The sequence below is a fragment of the Tenacibaculum profundi genome, assembly GCF_057162725.1.
The window spans coordinates 2,899,451-2,918,063 of record NZ_CM169894.1; the positions used below are offsets into that span (position 1 = coordinate 2,899,451).

Consider the following 18,613-nt stretch of genomic DNA (forward strand, 5'->3'; position numbering starts at 1 on the left):
TCTCACTTGGATCTCTGTAATAGTTGTAATCACTACATGGCTTTTGACACTCATACCCTTCAGAATCTTAAATTAATGGAGATAACGGTGTGTTGTATATTCCCTCTGCTTCAGCCGAAGGAATTAGTAAATCGGCAATAGTATTTGTATTGTTGGCTAATCCTTCATTATTACTGTTTTCACACCAACTTATGTAACTACCTGAGTAGGTTACGAGTTGTCTGGTATATCGATAACCATATCCCTATTCTTTGTAACTGTCATTTTCATAAAGACTTTTAGAGGGATTGGCGATAAAGGTTTTATGTCTCTAACAATAATTACCCCCCCCAAAAAAAAACAATCCCACTTTTCACATTTAAATAGATGCCATCCTGTAGCGGTGGGTCTGTATCCATAGTTTCCTACATTGTAACCATTAGCAGGATTACAACGCCGTTTTTCAGTTTTGTTACTGGCATTTCCAGTATAATAATGGTTGTCTTCATCTCCTTGATAATTAATCATTCCTTGCGTATTCCAATCAAAATTTGTAGTTCTATCAATCCATAGTCCTTGTGTTGCTAATCGTTCTCCTGTAAATCCAGATTTCACCACACATTTTTCTCCATAATTTGGCGTAATCACACATTGTGCATCACATCCTTTAATACCCCTTCCAAAAATACTATTTACATCATTTGCCGTACCCACTTCACAGGCGGTAATTCCTAAAACATTTTTCTTAGCTAAAAATGCATCCAATTCCGTTCGGGTTTTATTCGGAATAAACAATCTTTTATTTACTGTATTGGTTAATCTTAATGTCTTACCATCTTTATCTACTTCTTTTATAGCATCTGCACTTCCGCTTACGTAACGGTTATTCCACCTATGCTTAATAATTGATACCCCCCTAAAACTTCATTTGAATTATTAAGGTACAAAACATACATATGTTCACGATAATTGATCTGTTCGCATAGATATATTGCTCTAAAACATGTATCTGCATCGCTTGAACTTGCAATTTTTTGAAATGGGGATGGTTGTCTTTTTTGGTATGACAGTGTTACTTCTCCGATAGAAAATAATGGTAAGGCTGAAGTTTTCATAAGTATCAAATAGTTTTAATTATTTGACACTCTCAAATCGAAAAGAAAAAACAGCAAAGAGCAATTGAAATAAGAGCTTATGTCGAGAAAATCTTTGTTATTTTTTCTTGAAGATTAACTTTGTCAAATAAGAAACTATGCTTATGAAAATGAACTCCATTATGCATGTCGTGATGAAGTAGATTCTTTATAAACTCCAAAAAAGGACTATATTTCAAGTCCTAATTCATTTGCCAATTCATCATAAGCAGTTTGTTCAAAAGAAAATCAGGCTAAAAAGTTTTTTAAATCGCCTTGAATGCTTAATGGATACTCTGTGAATTCTTCATAGTTTTCTCGAATACGTTCAATTTCATTATAGTGCGTATCATAAAACTGATGTGTATCTACATAATAAACTAAAGAAGTAACCATACCGGAGATACATCCATAACGGAATAAATACTCAAAAAAGCTGACAATATATTCACAGGTGTAATCCAAGGCTTCTTTGGCTACTTGAGCTTTGATAGTGTTGGACTCATTTTGAATAATCGCTTCTAATTTTTCTTTTACTAAAAATTGGGCTGTTTGTGTTTTCATCATACAAGTGGTTAAAGGTTATTACACAAGGCTATTTCATCCCAAAAGCAATCATCTTGACAAGAAGGAATTGGAATAACTCTTATGCCGAGAAAATTCTTGTAAAGTGATATTGCTTGGGATAGCCTTGCAGTTTAAGTAACCGACCACTTGTACTGTAAATTCACAAAAACACCACTATAAAAAAGAAAAATAAGCATACTTATAAAAAAGTTCCAAAATCCTCCACGAGCGCCAGCCACATAGTATAGCAAGTCTTTAAATCACCTTTTAGGTCTTTTGCAGAGTGGTTTTTTGGGGGTTCGATATGGAGACTTTTATGATTTCGGATATATTGCAAGGTCAAATACGGTTTTTTGGCTTCAACTTGCAATTTTTCGTCTATCAAAACAGGGTTCGAAGCTAACTAATTTTGTTGCATTTAGATATTTTCGAGTGCATTTTTGCTTCGATTTAGAACAATGGTAATAGATATATCGCTTGACTGTAGCAATATCTTTTTTTGTGATTTGATAACCACAGGAACATTTTCAAGGGTGTTTCGCTGTTTGTTTTTTGTTGCATGTAGGACATTTATATTTTACTTTTTCTTCGGCAGTAATCCCCGCTCCACATTCTCCGCAGTGAAGCATCCCTGTATAAGCAAAACTACAATTGGTAGCACTTCTTCTTCCTGATTGTTGTAATAGTTTCTGAATTTTTTCAAACTGACTAAAATTAATCATTTGTGGGTGATTCCCTCGTTGTTCATGAGAGCCATTATATACCTTTCCGTAATAAAATGGGTTGGTAAATACTTTTTGTATACTAGAAAGACTTAATGGTTTATTGCTAAAGATTCCTTTTAAGTGAAGCGTGTCCTTACAGAGTTTACTTAATTGAGACAAGCTATATTTCCTTGATAAATAGTAATAAAAAAGCTGTTGCACTTTATCAAATCGATCGGAATCTTTGATAACTGTTTTTGTTTCCTTACAATTTTTGTAACCGATAGGAGCCATATTACAAAATCCTCCATTTTGTATTTTAATCTTATTCCTCCGTTTCACATTTTTAGATAAATCTAAACTGTGTTGATTTGCCATTCTCATTTCAATAATAAGAGGTAGCATATTATCTGTTGGCAAATACCGTGAATACGGTGTTTGTATTAACTGGAAAGTTTCTGTTTGTAATTGATGTATCAAATAGCCACCGTCAATCATGTTACGTGAGAGACGGTCTGATTTCCATGTTAATATTCCGTTAATTGAACTTTTTTTAAGGTAGGAGAGCATTTGTGTAAAGGCGTGTCGATTATTTGGAATATGCGCCGAAGCAGCATCTTCATAAATACTATAAATTTTAAAATTCATTTTCTGATCAAACTCCTTGAGTTCTCGTATTTGAGATTCTAAAGATGCAATTTGCCTATCTTCTCTACTTTGAGATTTTCGTAAATAGAGGCAGAAACGTATGTTTTTATAATCAATAGTATTCATAGAGTTTTATAAGCAATAAAAAGGAAGATTCTGGCTTCCCAAATAAACTATCATTGGCAGAATCCTCGTTTTTGGCTATAGTTAATGGGGAAGCATGTAAAGTTTATTCTCTATTTTTAATTTGTAAAGAACTAATAGCATTTAATACATGATTTTTCCCTTCGGAAAAAGCATAGATGTATAATAAATCTGATAGTTCTTCTTTCGCTTGTTTTTCTGTTAAGTCAATATCAAACTCTTCTTTATACAGTTTTATAAAATCAGTTAGTGCTTTACGTGGAAGTTGTATAGGCATCAAAAAAATAAAATAACGAGATTAAACTCATACAGGTAACTGGTCATTTTCACCAAAAGAAAATTGTACAATTTAAATCCTTTTAAAAGGTATATCCGATGTTATAACTTAGGTATTAGTTCTTAATCAATTTTTAATATGATAGATTATTGGAGTGCACCAAGTTTTGATGATTTGTATCAAGACTTTATCACAGGAAGTATTGGAGGGAAAATTTTCATGATGAAGAAATTCGAAAAGGAAGATACCATACTAGGAAAAGGAGCTGTTATTTTACTACAAAAAGCAACTTCTTTTTTGTTAGCGTTACTAAAGGAACAATACTTAATTGATAAAAACGCTATGATTGGTGATATTAAAATGCTTTTAGCTTTAGTGGAACAACAAAAAATAAAGGAACTTAAACAACGTAATAAAAAAAGAACACAAAATCGAATTAAAACTCAAAAAACAAAAATACAGTTATATAATATATTGCGAAAACATAAAAGAATTAAGCCGATGAAGTTTTAAATTAAGTTAAAAAGGGTCAAGTAAAATCGCTATTTGTTGTACCTATGTTGTACCTCTAAAACCAAAAAAGACTTCACATTTCTGTGAAGCTTTTTTCCTTTTTGGTAGCGGGAACAGGACTCGAACCTGTGACCTTCGGGTTATGAGCCCGACGAGCTGCCTACTGCTCTATCCCGCGATTTGTGGGTGCAAATTTAATCTTTTTTTTAAAAGAACAGCTTTTATTTTGGTTTATTTTAATGTTTTTAGTCTGTTTATTTTTAACGTGCTGTTTGTTAGGTTTTTGTTTCGGTTGGTTTGTGCTTAGTCTGTTTATTTATGATTTATAGGTGTTGATTTGTTTGAATAGTCAATTTTGAATTGATTGTAAGTATAATAATACGTATTTGAATGAATGTTTATTGAGAAAAGAATTAGAGGTTTTCAATCAATAGGACTTGAGAAAACTCTTTTTTATCTTTGTAAAAAGTAAAAATGTATAGTAGATGAAAAAAGAAGTATTAGTTTGGAAGGATATCATAGGTTTTACAGTTAATGGAAATCTAATACCTGATAGAAGGGTAGAAAAAACAGATTTTGAATGGATTGAAATTTTAACACCAGAGCAATACAGAATAACAAGAGAAAAAGGTACTGAGAGGCCGCATTCAGGAGCACTGTGTACAGCTTATGAATCTGGAAAGTATAATTGCGTATGTTGCAAGGCTCCGTTATTTGATTCTAGTATTAAATTTAATTCAGGAACAGGTTGGCCAAGTTTTACGCAACCTATTAAGAGGAACGCAATACAGTACATTAAGGATATTTCCTTTGGTATGATTAGGGTTGAGGTGCTTTGTAATACCTGTGATGCACATTTAGGGCATGTTTTTCCTGATGGTCCAGAGCCTAGTGGACTTAGGTATTGTATTAATTCCGAATCAATGATTCTTGAAAAAAATAATAGTAATGGAAAAGGGGGGTGATTATTCTCTTAAATTGTTAAAAACTTTAATGAAATGAAACGTTATTAACTCCGACTAATCATATGTAAGAAAAATAAACACAATCAATATTTTTATTAGAAAACATCCGTAATATTAAACTATAATAAAAAAATATAATGGCAGAGATAAGACATAATAAAGAAGAGAAAAAGTTTATTCTTAAGGTTGATGGAGAGGAGTCTAAAGTAGAATATGAATACAAAGAGGGGAAAATGTTTTTGATTCATTCTGAAATTCCTGAAAAATTGAGGGGAAAAGGAATTGGAAAAAAGCTTGTTTTAGAAACATTTGAAAAGCTTAATGAAGAGGGGTATAAGGCTGTTGCTGTATGTCCTTACGTAAAACATGTTAAAAGTAAAGATGCTTATTGGAATAAAATTATTGAATAGCAAGTTTTAGAAGATGTTATTTAAAAAGAATATCCTAGTTAAGAAGATAAAAAGCAATTTTGTAAAAACGTAGAAATGAAAAATATCAAAAAAGCATATATAGCAGGAGGTTGTTTTTGGGGGATGGAAGATTTGTTTAGGGGTCGTTACGGTATTATAGATACAGAAGTCGGGTATTTGGGAGGTTTGAATGAATTTCCTACATATAATGATCATCCAGGTCATGCTGAAGGAGTTGAGTTAACGTACGATCACGATAAAACAAATTTTAGAGAAATATTGGATTATTTTTATAGAATTCATAATCCAACAACTATTGATCAGCAAGGAAATGATCGTGGTTCGAGTTATAGATCTGCAATCTTTTATCAAGACCATGAGGAGAAAAAAGTTGCTGAAGATTTTATTAAAATAGTTGATGCATCTGAAAGGTGGGGGAATAAAGTGGTCACTACTTTGGAGCCTTTTACAAAATTTTGGTTAGCAGAAGATTATCATCAAGATTATTTAAAGAAAAACCCAAATGGCTATACCTGTCATTTTGAAAGGTTTGAGTCTTCCTTTATAGGTGATTAACTAATATTTATTAAAATAAAAAAGCTTCGTGTAAACGAAACTTTTCTAGTAGCGGGAACAGGACTCGAACCTGTGACCTTCGGGTTATGAGCCCGACGAGCTGCCTACTGCTCTATCCCGCGATTTGTGAGTGCAAATATAGCTATTTTTCTTTGTTTTTTCCAAATGAAAGAGGCTTTTTTTGTGAAAAAAATGCAATCATTACGTTATCAATGGATTGTAAAGGTGTTTTCTTACTTTAAAAGCATGTATCTTTGCGGTATGACACATAAAGCAGGATTTGTAAATATTATAGGTAATCCCAATGTTGGAAAATCAACATTAATGAATGCCTTGGTAGGTGAAAAATTATCGATTATTACTTCAAAGGCACAAACCACAAGACATCGTATTTTGGGAATAGTCAATGGAGATGACTATCAAGTCGTTTTTTCAGATACTCCAGGAATCATAAAACCAGCATATGAATTGCAAGAGTCAATGATGGATTTCGTGAAATCCGCTTTTGAAGATGCTGATGTTCTTATCTACATGGTAGAAATTGGTGAGAAAGAGTTGAAGAATGAAGAGTTTTTTAAAAAGATAATTCATAGTAAAATTCCAGTGATACTGCTTTTGAATAAGATTGATAAGTCAACTCAGCAAGAAGTTGAAGAAAAAGTAGATTACTGGAAGAAAAAGGTGCCTAGTTCATTTGTATATGTAATATCTGCATTGGAAAAATTTAATGTAGAGACCGTATTCTATAAAATAATAGAATTGTTACCAGAAGCAGCGCCTTTTTATCCTAAAGATCAGTTGACTGATAAGCCAGAACGTTTTTTTGTGAATGAGGCAATAAGAGAAAAAATATTGCAACACTATAAAAAAGAAATCCCTTATTCAGTAGAAGTAGAAACTGAAAGTTTTATTGAAGAACAAGACATCATAAAAATAAGAGCGGTAATTATGGTTGAACGTGATACTCAAAAAGGTATAATAATAGGCCATAAAGGAAGTGCCATTAAAAGAGTTGGTACAGATGCTAGAAAAGATTTACAACGATTTTTTGATAAAAAAGTTTTTCTTGATTTATATGTAAAAGTCAATAAAAATTGGAGGTCAAACGATCGTCAGTTAAAGCGTTTTGGGTACAAAGATTAAGCATAACCTATTAAATTAAATCAAGTAACTGTTTAATTTAATTAAGATATTAGTATTTTTTGTAGTTAGCATTTTGTTTTTGAGGTTTTAAGTTTTTTTAATGTTAAAATGTAATGCATAACTAGCTCTTAGTTGTAAGGTTTTGTTTAAATGCTTGATTTTTTAGGCTTTATTTCAGATATTGACAATGTAGAATATTGAACCGATAAATATTAGTTGGTTTTTATGGAAATAGTATTACTAAATAAACTTTAAAAAGTAATAGGTTAGAAGAAAAAGAAATCTAAAGTTGTAGACAAAAAACAAGGCTGCCTTAATGGTTTTTTATTGTCGCGGAAAATATTTTTGGACATTCATATTAATGTTGAAGAGTGTGTTGGAAAAGTTTTAGTTTTAAGACAACTTTTGACAGGTTTTGTGAATAAAAGAGTCCGTAAACTAAATAAATGAATTAAAAACCGTACAAGTTTTTCAAATCTAAAATTTATTTAAATTTTGGATTCTTATCTTTAAGAATGAGATTGTTTACCCTTAGCAGAAATTTTTTATAGATTCTTATATTTTAATCAGCGTTTTTTGATATCGTAAGAAAAATTTTATTTAGGCTAAACGTTTTGACTTCTTTCAGTTGGATATTTTATTTTATTTTGCAATAGACAGCTTTTTTTAATGTTTTGTTTTACAGAAATACTACCTTTGCAAAATGAGCAATATAGTAGCAATAGTAGGAAGGCCAAATGTAGGAAAATCAACACTATTCAACCGCTTAGTAAAGCGTCGTGAAGCCATTGTTGATTCTGTAAGTGGTGTAACCAGAGATAGACATTATGGAAAGTCAGAGTGGAATGGTAAAGAGTTTTCTGTTATTGATACAGGAGGTTATGTTGTTGGTTCTGATGATATTTTTGAAGAAGAAATTAGAAAGCAAGTCCAATTGGCTATTGATGAAGCTGATATTATTATGTTTGTTGTAGATGTTGAACAAGGCATTACTCCAATGGATGATGCTGTAGCAAAGATTTTGCGTCAGGTAAAAAAGCCCTTGTTTATGGTTGTAAATAAGGTTGATAATGCTATGAGAGACGCTGATGCTGTAGAATTTTATAATCTGGGACTAGGAGATTATTATACAATTTCATCAATTAATGGAAGTGGGACAGGAGAATTACTTGACGCTATTGCAGAAGAAATACCTCAAGTTGAAGAAGGTGCAGAAACAGAAAATGATCTCCCTAGATTTGCTGTTGTAGGAAGACCCAATGCGGGTAAGTCATCTTTGATAAATGCATTAATAGGGGAAGATAGAAATATTGTAACGAATATTGCGGGAACAACCCGTGATACTATTGATACTAAATACAGTCGTTTTGGATTCGAATTTAATCTGGTTGATACCGCAGGAATAAGAAAGAAATCAAAAGTTAAGGAAGATCTTGAGTTTTATTCTGTGATGAGAGCTGTAAGAGCAATAGAACACTGTGACGTAGCTCTTATGGTAATTGATGCAACAAGAGGCTTTGAAGGGCAAGATGAGAAGATATTTTGGCTTGCTGAAAAAAATAGAAAAGGGGTTGTTGTACTGGTAAATAAATGGGATTTGATAGAAAAAGAAACTAATACAATGCGCGATTTTGAGCGTCAAATCAAAGAAAAAATAGCACCTTTTACTGATGTTCCTGTTATTTTTATTTCAGCATTAACTAAGCAACGAATTTTTAAAGCTATAGAAACGGCTGTTGAAATATATGAAAATAAAAAACGTAGAATTCAAACTAGTAAGTTAAACGAAGTAATGTTGGATATTGTTCAACAAAATCCTCCTCCAGCAATCAAAGGTAAGTTTGTGAAAATAAAATATTGTATGCAATTACCAACACAAACGCCACAATTCGCTTTTTTTGCGAATCTGCCTCAATATATAAGAGATCCTTATCGAAGATTTGTAGAAAATAAATTAAGAGAACATTATCGTTTTACAGGAGTTCCTATAAGTATCTATTTTAGGCAAAAATAAACGAAGAAAATCTCACTAAAATATTTTATATTAAGCTTAGATGTATGATTCTATTGAAAGATCGAACACTTTTTAATATCTATAACTTCGGTAAAAAGAAGTTTTTTTAATAGGTACTGTTTATTAAAAGAGTTTTATTAATTACGTAAGGGGGAAGTATTTCATTTTAAGAGGCCTTGCTTAATGTGTTATGGTTAAACAAAAACTATTTTGTAATTTTGTATTCAGGGGAAAACTTAAATCATGAATATCAGAAATATAAATGGAACTCATAACATAGAGCTTCCTTTGCAATTACAAGTAAGTTTCAGAAAAGTACTTGATTTATATGTAAAGTATGGTAGTGAAGCAATGAAAGACCATCCTTTTCATGAATCATCAAAGGTGATGATTAATGAAATTGAAAAATATCCAGAATTAATTAATGGATTTACAGATATTTCTTTAATAGAGAAGCATTTTGATACAATAAGTTTATTATTAGATCCTTTGTTTCCTGAAATTCTCACAAATAATGAAATAAAGATAGCCTCCATTCCATTTTCTTTTGTTTCTTTTAAGTTTACAGAGCGTTTTAAAGGCATTTTGAATAATGCAGGTGAAAAGTATAATTTAAAAGTTAGAAATCTTGAAAATAACTTGATGTATATTTATGCTTGTACTTTTATATTGGAAAGTGTTTATGACACCCCCGTAGATCTAAAGCGTCCTTTTTTCTTTGATATCCCTGATCAAAGATTCGGTATAATGAAACATTATAGGGCTACCTTCAACGCAGATTTTGTAGAAGTATATCCTACAGAAAACGCCCCGAAAATAAATAAAGAAGATATAAAGTTACTCTTAGATAATTTTGATAACATTGATATTTGGAGAGAGAAATTTCCTCCAAATTCATATATTTTCAAAGGATTTGGTATAATGAATCTTTTTGATGTTACTTCAGACGAAGCTATTACATCAATTAGAACAAACCTTCTAAAGAAAGAAGATATTAATATAATTGATAAGTTGAGAACTAACTTAAGCGAGTTTTATTCAATAAATGATTTAAAAGTAGGTTTTTCTCAGTTTGATATTAGTAATTTGGAAACAAAGCCACCTCGACTTAAGAAGTCAGATAGTATTTTAGTTGATGAGGGGGCAACGATAAACCCTAATGATTTTTTCTGCGATACGATAATATCTAAAGTTTTTAAAGAGAATGAAGATGTTGTAATATCTGATATTGAAAAGTATGGTCAGAAATCAAATAAAAACCAATTTTATCAACGACTTAAAAAGACAAACATAGGGAGTATAATCCTTATTCCTATTAAAGCGTCTAGTAATAAGAATTTAATACTCTTGGAAATAGCATCACCGAGAGCTTATGAATTAAATTCTGTTAACAAACAAAAGCTAAAGGATATTATTCCTGTTTTTAAGGCTGCTTCAGAAAGAAGTTCAGAAGAATTTATGAATACATTAGAAGCAACTATACAAGAATATTATACATCTATTCATTCATCGGTTAAATGGCGTTTTTATGAAGCTGCTGAAAATTATCAGAACGCAGTTTATATGAATGAAGAAGACGCTAAAATTGAGCAAATTATTTTTGAAAATGTATTTCCTTTGTATGGTCAGATAGATATTAAAGATTCCTCTATTGCTAGAAATAAGGCGATAAAAGAAGATCTTATCACGCAACTTACATCGGCTATAAACGTATTAAACAAGGCATGTCAAACCGAAAAACTAACGATTTATGAGGAGTTAATTTTTCGAATTGAAAAGTATTTACTCGATGTTCAAAAAGGACTTAAAGCGGGTGATGAGGTTGGAATATTAGATTTTTTAAAAAAAGATATTTATCCTGTTTTTAAGCATATCAAGAATATCAATGACGATTTTAAAGCGCTTGTTAACAGTTATACGGCTACTTTAGATAATAATCTTCATGTCGTATATGATAAAAGAAAATCATACGAAAAAAGTGTTTCGCAAATTAATGATAAGCTCGCAAAGATTTTAGATAAACGGCAAGAAGAAGCTCAGGAGATGTTTCCTCATTATTTCGAAAGATATAAAACAGATGGTATTGAGTACAATATTTATATAGGTCAGTCTATTACCAATGAAAAGAAGTACGATAGCTTATACCTTTATAATTTGCGTCTATGGCAATTAATAACTATGTGCGAAATGGAAAATATAGCGCACGGTATGAGGAAAACGCTTTCACATGATTTAGAGGTTGCTTCATTGATTTTAGTTCACAGTAATTCGCTTGCCATAAAGTTTAGAATGGAAGAAAAAAAGTTCGATGTGGATGGTGCTTATAATATTAGGTATGAAATCATAAAGAAAAGAATAGATAAGTCTCTAATAAAAAATACGAATGAACGTTTGACTGTTCCAGGAAAAATAGCTATTGTGTATTCTCAAGATAAGGATGCGGTTGAATATTTAAAATACATCCGATTCTTACAGTCTAAGAATATGTTAGGTGCTGTTGAAGTATTGGAATTGGAAGAGCTTCAAGGAGTCTCTGGACTAAAGGCACTTCGAGTAGAAGTCGTTTATTCATCAGATACCGATACCAAAGAAACAATAACAATTGATGAATTATTATTGAATGAGTTTAAAGAGTCATTAAAAAAAGAATAGGCGTTATTTAATAACGTGCCCTACTGAGTAAAAAGCTATTGCAAAAGCAATAACACTTGTAATAATTCCAATCATAAAAACAACATAAGTCGTTCGTAGAATGTTGTATTTTCGGTTTAGTACAATTCCTAAAAAGTAAAGATCCTTAGTCAATGCTCCATATAAATAGTCTCTGTCTTTAAGCATTTCGTCCATAGCCCATTCAAATTCAGGTAAGCTCATTTTGTGGAAATTACCAAAGAAAATTAAATTAACTTTCTTTTGTGCGACATCTTCTTTTGTGAACTTTCCTTTAGTAACATTAGGTCTTGTTGCAAGTATGGAAAGAATGATCGATATAACAGTGAAAATTATAAAAATAATGCTTGGGATTATGAGGTAAGAGTTTGATGGATTGTCTAATTTTGGAATCAATGTAGATAAAGCCATTGAAATGATAATTGCATTAACGGAAAGTAGAATATTGGCTTTTGTGTCAGCAATATTGCTTAGGGTGATATGATTTCTTAAAGCCACTCTGAACATTGTATCGACACCTCTTTCAGGAAGTTTTGTTTTATTTTTTTTAAATTCTAATTCACGTTTCTTCTGTTTCGTTTTTGAAATTTCTTGTTTTTGTTTTTCTTGTTCCTTAAATAGTTGGACTAAATTTTTATTTTTTTGCTTAGCCCATAGTTTAATTCCTGAATTTGTGTAAAACTGATGTTCTAAACTTAAAAAATTAATATTATTTTCAATCCATTCATAATTTGAGTAATAGATGTCTTTTGTCAATTGAAACTCTTTTTTCAATAATTCAGAAAATTCATTATAATTTTTACTCCCAATATGAGAGCTATCTGCATCTTTTAATATTTCTTCAAGTAAGTTCTTTGGTTCAACAGTAATCTGGGTAGCTAAAATAGTTTCGCTGACTTTGGAAATTAGATTTTTTTTGTTTTTTTTACTCAAAAAATCTGAAGCAATTTCTGTACTTTTTTTTTCATGTTTTTTTATGTCTTTTGAGTAGCCTGTATCGTGAAACCAAGTAGCAATAAGTAGAATTTCTAAGTCTTCATCTACTACTTTCTCTAAGGTAGCAAGTTCAATAGTTTTTTCAACAACTCTAAGCGTATGAGAAATACTGTGGTAAACAAATTTTTTATCTAAGTTATTCTTTAAATAATTTAAGACATAACCTTCTACTTCTTCTAAAAAAACACTCATTTCTTGTAGTTTAGTTTGTAAAAGTAGTTAATCTTTATTAAATAAGATGGATAAGAAGGTAGTAGGTTGTTTTAATAATATAAAATTATGAGTTTTGATAAAATTATAAACCTTCCTTATATTTGTACTTGAGTATTTAAAATTTTTGTTTTTATGAAGATTAATGTTAGCAATACCTTTAATTTAGAGCTTCCAGCTGATAAAAATAGAGAGAATGACAGAAGACAAGTTTTAGAAGCGTGTTTTTCTTACGTTAATCCTAAAAAGACAAAAGCTCCGGAACTAATACACGTATCTGATGAAATGTTGAATGAGTTAGGTATCTCTAAAGAAGATTCTCTTTCGACTAATTTTATAGAAATTTTTACTGGTAACAAAGTTTATCCTGAGTCAAAACCATATGCTATGTGTTATGGAGGGCATCAATTTGGAAATTGGGCAGGGCAGTTAGGCGATGGCAGGGCTATCAATTTATTTGAAATAAATCATAATGATAAACAATGGGCTGTTCAATTAAAAGGGGCAGGAGAAACGCCTTATTCAAGATCAGCAGATGGACTAGCTGTTTTACGTTCGTCTATTCGAGAATATTTATGTAGTGAAGCGATGCATCATTTGGGGGTTCCTACAACCAGAGCATTATCTTTATGTCAGTCAGGTGATCAAGTTTTAAGAGATATTCTTTACAATGGAAATCCTGCTTATGAAAAAGGGGCTATCGTTTGTAGAGTTGCACCAAGTTTTATTCGATTCGGAAACTTTGAGATACAATCAGCAAGAAAAAACCATATATTACTAAAAAAATTAACAGATTATACAATCAAGCATTTTTTTCCAAAAATTACAATTACAGGTAAGGATAAATATCTTGAGTTTTTTAAAGTAGTATGTAATAAAACAATCGATATGATTATTCATTGGCAGCGAGTTGGTTTTGTACACGGTGTCATGAATACAGATAACATGTCTATTTTAGGATTAACTATAGATTATGGCCCGTACGGATGGCTTGAAGGTTATGATCATACTTGGACCCCAAATACTACTGATGCGCAACAAAGACGTTATCGTTTTGGAAATCAAATGTATATTGGGCTTTGGAATTTGTTTAAGCTTGCAAATGCAATTTATCCCCTGATAGAAGAAACTAAATCTTTACAAAATATACTAGATTCGTATAATGATTTGTATGAAGAGCGGTATGTAAATATGATGCGAAAAAAGTTGGGGTTTGAAATGGCATTAGAGGAAGATAATAAAATTATTAATAAACTCGAGATAGCACTTCAATTGATAGAGACAGATATGACTATTTTTTTTAGAAATTTAGGGCTTGTTAATAAAGAGTTTAAGGCTTCAGAAGCTATTGAAATAATTAAAGATGCGTTCTATAGTTTTACTGATTTTAAGAATCAGGTAAAACAAGAGTGGATAGCTTGGTTGGAACTTTATTTAAAAAGATTAAAAAAAGAAGAGATTTCAAATAAGCGAAAGCTACAAAATATGAATTTAGTAAATCCTAAATATGTATTTAGAAATTATATGGCACAATTAGCGATCGATAGGGCAGAAGTGGGCGATTATCAATTGATTGAAGAATTTTATATGATGCTTAAAAAACCTTATAATGAACAACCAGAGTTTCAAAAGTGGTTTTCAAAAAGACCAGATTGGGCCAGAAATAAGGTAGGATGCTCAATGCTTTCTTGTAGCTCTTGATTTAAGTAAGTCTTCTCATACTAATGTTATATTGAAATTTCAAAAAGAAAAGCCATAAAAACTGTTTTTATGGCTTTTCTTTTTAAAATAGCTTTTTGAGATTAAAGCCATAGCAGAGGTAGATACCTAATTGATTGTTTAGAGTAGTAAAGCTTGTTTTGTTTGATACATCATTACTACTTGAGTTCTGTATAATCCCTTCTAAAAATTGATCATTCAATGAATAAAAGTATCTGCTCCCAAAAGTAAGCGTGTTTTCATTTCTCAAATAAAGAGTAATGCTTATCTCAGGTATTAAATATACATTACCACTTTTTAAAGAGCTGTTTGTTGCTGTTATTTGATCTGTGATCTCACCTTTCTTAGCATAAATATCGACTTTTTTTGTAAAAGTAAGCCCAGAGCCCATACCTAAACTTAGATCTAGGTTTTTTTTCAAGTTAAAACTATAACCTGCTCCTATGGTAGCGGTATGGTTAATATAATTATGATCAATTAAGAATGCTCTATTCTTATCTAACCCTTCGATCATTAATGTATTAATAGATACTGAATATCCTAGTTTTATATTTGTTCTAAAAGCGGTTCTGTATATGCCATTTAAAATGAATGAATGATTGTAGTTTTTTTTAATATTACTATTTTGAAATGTAAGGTTTGTATCTTCAATTTTAGTATCTAAAAATCCAAATTCATAACCACTTGTAATATAAATACCATTGTGCGTATATTTTTCTTGAGCAGTTACATTCAGAACTAAAAGTATTATTATTAAAAAATAGGTTTCGTCTAATTTCATTATATGAATTTTATTGTTTGATTATTTCAATGGTATTAGGTCTATTGAATACAGAGCAATTACTCGAAGACACCCATTTTCCTGTAAGCATTTTTTGATTGGATAGAAAATTCAGGTGGTAATTATTTTTTTTACACCAAAAAGTGCCAGAGATATCTGTAATCTCTTCTATTACTCCAACTGTTTTTATATCAATAAGATTATTATTTGTAGTTACTTTTATTTTAAATAAAATATAACTGTGTTGTTCGGGTATTTTAGTAATTTTTAAGGTACCATTAGTATTGTTGTCGTTTATATTATCTATTGCTACAGTGAATCTATATTTATCATCTTCACAGTCAGGACAGTTTATTATGCCATCCCATAGACCAATTAATGGATTATTGCTTTGTGAATGTATTTCGGTATAGCTAATATCTATGGATTTATAGCATCCAATAAGAATAATGCTAATTGAGAGTATTATTATTTTATTTTTCATTTTCGTTACTTTAAAAGGTAAAGACATTGTTAAGTGTAACTGAGGTAGCGTTTAAACCTGTTGTTCTTGAAAAGTTAGAGATTCTGAATTCTAAAGATTTAAATTGAAACTTTTTTTTCTTATTTATGTTAAAACTAAGAACACCGTCACTAGGGGAAAACTTGAGGCCAATACCAGTTTTATTGGTTTCAAAAGAAGATAAATCATAATCAGATGTGTAGTATTCAGCACTCAAGTCATGTTGTCCATAAGGTTGAAAGTGGTCTGCTTTTGTTTGTGTATGAAATCTGTAAAACGGATAAAATGTTAATCCACTACCTAATTTTAAAGGTATTTCTAATTCTAAAGTATGACCTGTAATACCAAAATCATCATTATAAAAGCGATAGAAGAACCGAGTAATTAAAAAATTATTTAAATAATAGTTTGCTCTGATACCTAATGCTTTTTTGATTCTCCTTTTAGGTAAGTGTTCAATTTTAACTAATTTGTTTTTTTCAACTGAAATACCGTCATTAAAATATACTCTATGAAAGGGGGTGCTTAGTAAGCCCCTTTGAATAATTATTTCTGCAGTTAAAGAAGCATTAAGGCGTTGGTTGATATTTCCACCAAATGTAATACCAATGTTATAAGTAAAACGAGTATCAGATTCATAATCTGTTTTTGTTAAACTTTTGGGGTTTCTATAATCATCATCATCATCATCGTCATCATCGTCATGGTCATCATCATCATCGTCATGGTCATCATCATCATCGTCGTCATCGTCATGGTCATCATCATCATCGTCATCAAAAAAGTTATAGTTATTGTTGTTTTTATCAAAATAATCAAAATAATCAAAAAAATCATCATCATCATCATCATCATCGTCATCATCCGAATAGTTTACAACACCTTTATTTCTTCCAGCTCTAATTTCACCAGGATATATCAATAGCCATTTATCAATAAAAATACCAGCATTAATGCTTAAAAATTTATTGCCATCTTTTGAGTTTTTTTGCCATGTAATTTTTCCATAATTTGAATTTACGTCAAATTCTTCTGAATGACCATATAAAACAGATACAATAGTTTGTTTATCAGGAATGTTTCTGTTAAAGTTTAAAGAAAAATACTTTCGAGTATCTTCACTAGCTAAACTATTACCTCTTTCAATATTTGTTGAGCTAGTACTAGCGCTTGTTGTTGATTCGTTTCCGTATTTATCAATATTGGCAGTACTAGCAGATGTATAGTGATCAAGCCCTATAGAAGCGCCAAAAGTAGATACTTTATTAACAGGAATAGAGATAGTTATTTGTGGAGCGCTATTGTCAAGCTTTTCGGTACCGAGACCACCTGTTACAGCCCCATTATTTCCATCTTGTTCATAGTAGTTATATAGAATGTTTACCTGGGTTTTATCGAGTTGTTTTATGTTTTTTTGAGCAAATAAAATAAATGAAGACCATAAAAAAATAGTTGTAAAGGTTACTTTTTTTAGTTGCATCCACAACCTCCTCCCGCTTTACTACCATTGGCGCCAGCGGCTCCCTCACGATAGTTTTGTGAATTTACTTCGTATTGCTCTATTTTTCGAGCAGATAAAGCCATATCTTCATTATTTAAGTACATCTTTTGATAAGGTTTTATCGTTGTACAGTTTACAAATACTATAGGAAGAAGTAGCATGAAAAATTTTCTATAAATCATTAATTATAGTTTAGTTTTAAATTGTTAGATGAATGAATTTTACCGTCATTTGTAATTAATAAGCAGTCAATACCCTTTAGCTTATTGATCATAGAGAGTCCGAGTTCTTTACCCATAACAAAAACAGCGGTAGCTATAGCGTCTGCTAATTCAGCGTTTTTACAAAAAATAGTAACACTTTTTAGTCCACTTACAGGCCATCCTGTTTTCGGGTTTATTATATGTGAATATCTTTTGTTGTTAAATTCAATATATTTAGCATAATTACCTGACGTTACAACGGAATTATCAAGTAAATTGAATTTGCCAATTTTATTCTGTATTTCATCTGGATTAGCAATGTTAATAACCCATTTTTTTGTAATAGGATTAATGCCCCATGTAGTTATGTCTCCTGCAGCATTTATCAACCCTGCTTTAACTCCCATTTTTTTTAAAATATATTTTACTCGCTCAGCTGTATACCCTTTACCAATTGATCCAAAACCTATTTTCATTTTTCTTTTAGACAAAAAAATAGTACTCTTTGATTCATTGATAATGATATTTTTATAGTTGATTTTAGATACAGATTCTTTTATTGTCATACTATCAGGTATGCTTGGCATTACCTTGTCAAAATACCAGATTCTATCAAGAGATGCATAGCTAATATCAAATAAGCCATTGGTAAGTTCAGAAATTCGTTTGCTTCTTTTTATAAGCTGTACCAATTCTCTGTTAACTTTGACAGGTTTTAAACCTGCATTTTTATTAATTTTAGTAGTCTGTGAGTTATCTTTCCAAGAAGAGATTAAATTTTCAATTCGAATGGTTTCTTCGATAGCTTTATCAAGATATTTGTCAGCTTCTATTTTGTTTTGAGCTACCACTGTAAATTCAAAGTCGACGCCCATTAGAAGTTTTTTTCGATGATACAAATTTTGTGATTGTACAAATAAAGTTGTCAAAAATAGCGTGATAATGAAGTGGATCATTT

The 18,613-nt window shown here is 30.8% G+C and carries 19 protein-coding genes and 2 tRNA genes; 8 read left to right on the plus strand and 13 right to left on the minus strand.

Annotation, left to right across the window (positions count from 1 at the left end; all coding sequences use genetic code 11):
* Nucleotides 1-210 precede the first annotated feature (210 nt).
* The 5 genes from AC2GW8_RS11835 to AC2GW8_RS11855 form a co-directional block, all read right to left on the minus strand.
* Entirely contained in the window at nucleotides 211-744 is a 534-nt protein-coding gene (locus AC2GW8_RS11835) for a hypothetical protein (protein ID WP_440880078.1), read from the minus strand.
* 107 nt (nucleotides 745-851) lie between these two features.
* Nucleotides 852-1,094, minus strand: a complete 243-nt coding sequence (locus AC2GW8_RS11840; protein WP_440880079.1) for a JAB domain-containing protein — start codon at nucleotides 1,092-1,094, stop codon at nucleotides 852-854.
* Nucleotides 1,095-1,361: 267 nt separating this feature from the next.
* Nucleotides 1,362-1,676, minus strand: coding sequence for a DUF7222 domain-containing protein (locus AC2GW8_RS11845; RefSeq protein ID WP_440880080.1), 315 nt, complete (start codon nucleotides 1,674-1,676; stop codon nucleotides 1,362-1,364).
* A gap of 530 nt (nucleotides 1,677-2,206) precedes the next feature.
* Nucleotides 2,207-3,157 (minus strand): recombinase family protein, encoded by a 951-nt coding sequence (locus AC2GW8_RS11850; protein WP_440880081.1) that lies wholly within the window; start codon nucleotides 3,155-3,157, stop codon nucleotides 2,207-2,209.
* Nucleotides 3,158-3,260: 103 nt separating this feature from the next.
* Nucleotides 3,261-3,452 carry a hypothetical protein gene (locus AC2GW8_RS11855; protein ID WP_440880082.1) on the minus strand — a complete coding sequence of 64 codons (192 nt, stop codon included), beginning with the start codon at nucleotides 3,450-3,452 and terminating at the stop codon, nucleotides 3,261-3,263.
* A 138-nt stretch (nucleotides 3,453-3,590) separates the two neighbouring features.
* Between AC2GW8_RS11855 and AC2GW8_RS11860 the strand changes: the two genes are divergently transcribed.
* A complete protein-coding gene (locus AC2GW8_RS11860; RefSeq protein WP_440880083.1) occupies nucleotides 3,591-3,965 on the plus strand; it encodes a hypothetical protein in 375 nt (124 codons plus the stop codon).
* Nucleotides 3,966-4,067: 102 nt separating this feature from the next.
* Here AC2GW8_RS11860 and AC2GW8_RS11865 read toward each other — a convergent pair.
* Nucleotides 4,068-4,143: transfer RNA gene (locus AC2GW8_RS11865), tRNA-Met, on the minus strand.
* Between the two features lie 307 nt (nucleotides 4,144-4,450).
* Between AC2GW8_RS11865 and msrB the strand changes: the two genes are divergently transcribed.
* The 3 genes from msrB (at nucleotide 4,451) to msrA (ending at nucleotide 5,916) form a co-directional block, all read left to right on the plus strand.
* On the plus strand, nucleotides 4,451-4,930 hold the full coding sequence (msrB, locus tag AC2GW8_RS11870) for a peptide-methionine (R)-S-oxide reductase MsrB (protein ID WP_440880084.1): 480 nt from the start codon (nucleotides 4,451-4,453) through the stop codon (nucleotides 4,928-4,930).
* Nucleotides 4,931-5,067: 137 nt separating this feature from the next.
* Nucleotides 5,068-5,340 (plus strand): GNAT family N-acetyltransferase, encoded by a 273-nt coding sequence (locus tag AC2GW8_RS11875; RefSeq protein ID WP_440880085.1) that lies wholly within the window; start codon nucleotides 5,068-5,070, stop codon nucleotides 5,338-5,340.
* A gap of 75 nt (nucleotides 5,341-5,415) precedes the next feature.
* Nucleotides 5,416-5,916: a peptide-methionine (S)-S-oxide reductase MsrA gene (gene msrA / locus AC2GW8_RS11880; RefSeq protein WP_440880086.1), complete on the plus strand. Its 501-nt coding sequence runs from the start codon at nucleotides 5,416-5,418 to the stop codon at nucleotides 5,914-5,916.
* Between the two features lie 49 nt (nucleotides 5,917-5,965).
* On the opposite strand, the gene AC2GW8_RS11885 is transcribed toward msrA, so the two are convergent.
* Nucleotides 5,966-6,038, minus strand: a tRNA-Met gene (locus AC2GW8_RS11885).
* A gap of 139 nt (nucleotides 6,039-6,177) precedes the next feature.
* Between AC2GW8_RS11885 and era the strand changes: the two genes are divergently transcribed.
* The 3 genes from era to AC2GW8_RS11900 all read left to right on the plus strand — a co-directional run bounded on the left by era (nucleotide 6,178) and on the right by AC2GW8_RS11900 (nucleotide 11,725).
* Nucleotides 6,178-7,059: a GTPase Era gene (gene era, locus AC2GW8_RS11890; protein ID WP_440882217.1), complete on the plus strand. Its 882-nt coding sequence runs from the start codon at nucleotides 6,178-6,180 to the stop codon at nucleotides 7,057-7,059.
* A gap of 703 nt (nucleotides 7,060-7,762) precedes the next feature.
* Nucleotides 7,763-9,073, plus strand: a complete 1,311-nt coding sequence (der, locus tag AC2GW8_RS11895) for a ribosome biogenesis GTPase Der (protein ID WP_440880087.1) — start codon at nucleotides 7,763-7,765, stop codon at nucleotides 9,071-9,073.
* A 243-nt stretch (nucleotides 9,074-9,316) separates the two neighbouring features.
* Nucleotides 9,317-11,725 carry a GAF domain-containing protein gene (locus AC2GW8_RS11900; RefSeq protein ID WP_440880088.1) on the plus strand — a complete coding sequence of 803 codons (2,409 nt, stop codon included), beginning with the start codon at nucleotides 9,317-9,319 and terminating at the stop codon, nucleotides 11,723-11,725.
* Between the two features lie 3 nt (nucleotides 11,726-11,728).
* Here the strand turns inward: AC2GW8_RS11900 and AC2GW8_RS11905 are convergent, their stop codons facing one another.
* Nucleotides 11,729-12,931 (minus strand): Pycsar system effector family protein, encoded by a 1,203-nt coding sequence (locus tag AC2GW8_RS11905; RefSeq protein ID WP_440880089.1) that lies wholly within the window; start codon nucleotides 12,929-12,931, stop codon nucleotides 11,729-11,731.
* A gap of 153 nt (nucleotides 12,932-13,084) precedes the next feature.
* On the opposite strand from AC2GW8_RS11905, the gene AC2GW8_RS11910 reads away from it, so the two are divergent.
* Nucleotides 13,085-14,650 carry a protein adenylyltransferase SelO gene (locus AC2GW8_RS11910; protein ID WP_440880090.1) on the plus strand — a complete coding sequence of 522 codons (1,566 nt, stop codon included), beginning with the start codon at nucleotides 13,085-13,087 and terminating at the stop codon, nucleotides 14,648-14,650.
* A gap of 82 nt (nucleotides 14,651-14,732) precedes the next feature.
* Here the strand turns inward: AC2GW8_RS11910 and AC2GW8_RS11915 are convergent, their stop codons facing one another.
* The 5 genes from AC2GW8_RS11915 to AC2GW8_RS11935 are packed head-to-tail and all read right to left on the minus strand — an operon-like array spanning nucleotide 14,733 to nucleotide 18,530.
* Nucleotides 14,733-15,449, minus strand: coding sequence for a hypothetical protein (locus AC2GW8_RS11915; protein WP_440880091.1), 717 nt, complete (start codon nucleotides 15,447-15,449; stop codon nucleotides 14,733-14,735).
* Nucleotides 15,450-15,459: 10 nt separating this feature from the next.
* Entirely contained in the window at nucleotides 15,460-15,933 is a 474-nt protein-coding gene (locus AC2GW8_RS11920) for a hypothetical protein (RefSeq protein ID WP_440880092.1), read from the minus strand.
* Nucleotides 15,934-15,943: 10 nt separating this feature from the next.
* Complete coding sequence (locus AC2GW8_RS11925; RefSeq protein ID WP_440880093.1) at nucleotides 15,944-17,431, minus strand: DUF3570 domain-containing protein; 1,488 nt, start codon at nucleotides 17,429-17,431, stop codon at nucleotides 15,944-15,946.
* A complete protein-coding gene (locus AC2GW8_RS11930; protein ID WP_440880094.1) occupies nucleotides 17,422-17,634 on the minus strand; it encodes a DUF4266 domain-containing protein in 213 nt (70 codons plus the stop codon). Before AC2GW8_RS11930 ends, AC2GW8_RS11925 begins: the two co-directional genes overlap by 10 nt.
* Nucleotides 17,634-18,530: an FAD:protein FMN transferase gene (locus AC2GW8_RS11935; RefSeq protein WP_440880095.1), complete on the minus strand. Its 897-nt coding sequence runs from the start codon at nucleotides 18,528-18,530 to the stop codon at nucleotides 17,634-17,636. Before AC2GW8_RS11935 ends, AC2GW8_RS11930 begins: the two co-directional genes overlap by 1 nt.
* Nucleotides 18,531-18,613: the final 83 nt, after the last annotated feature.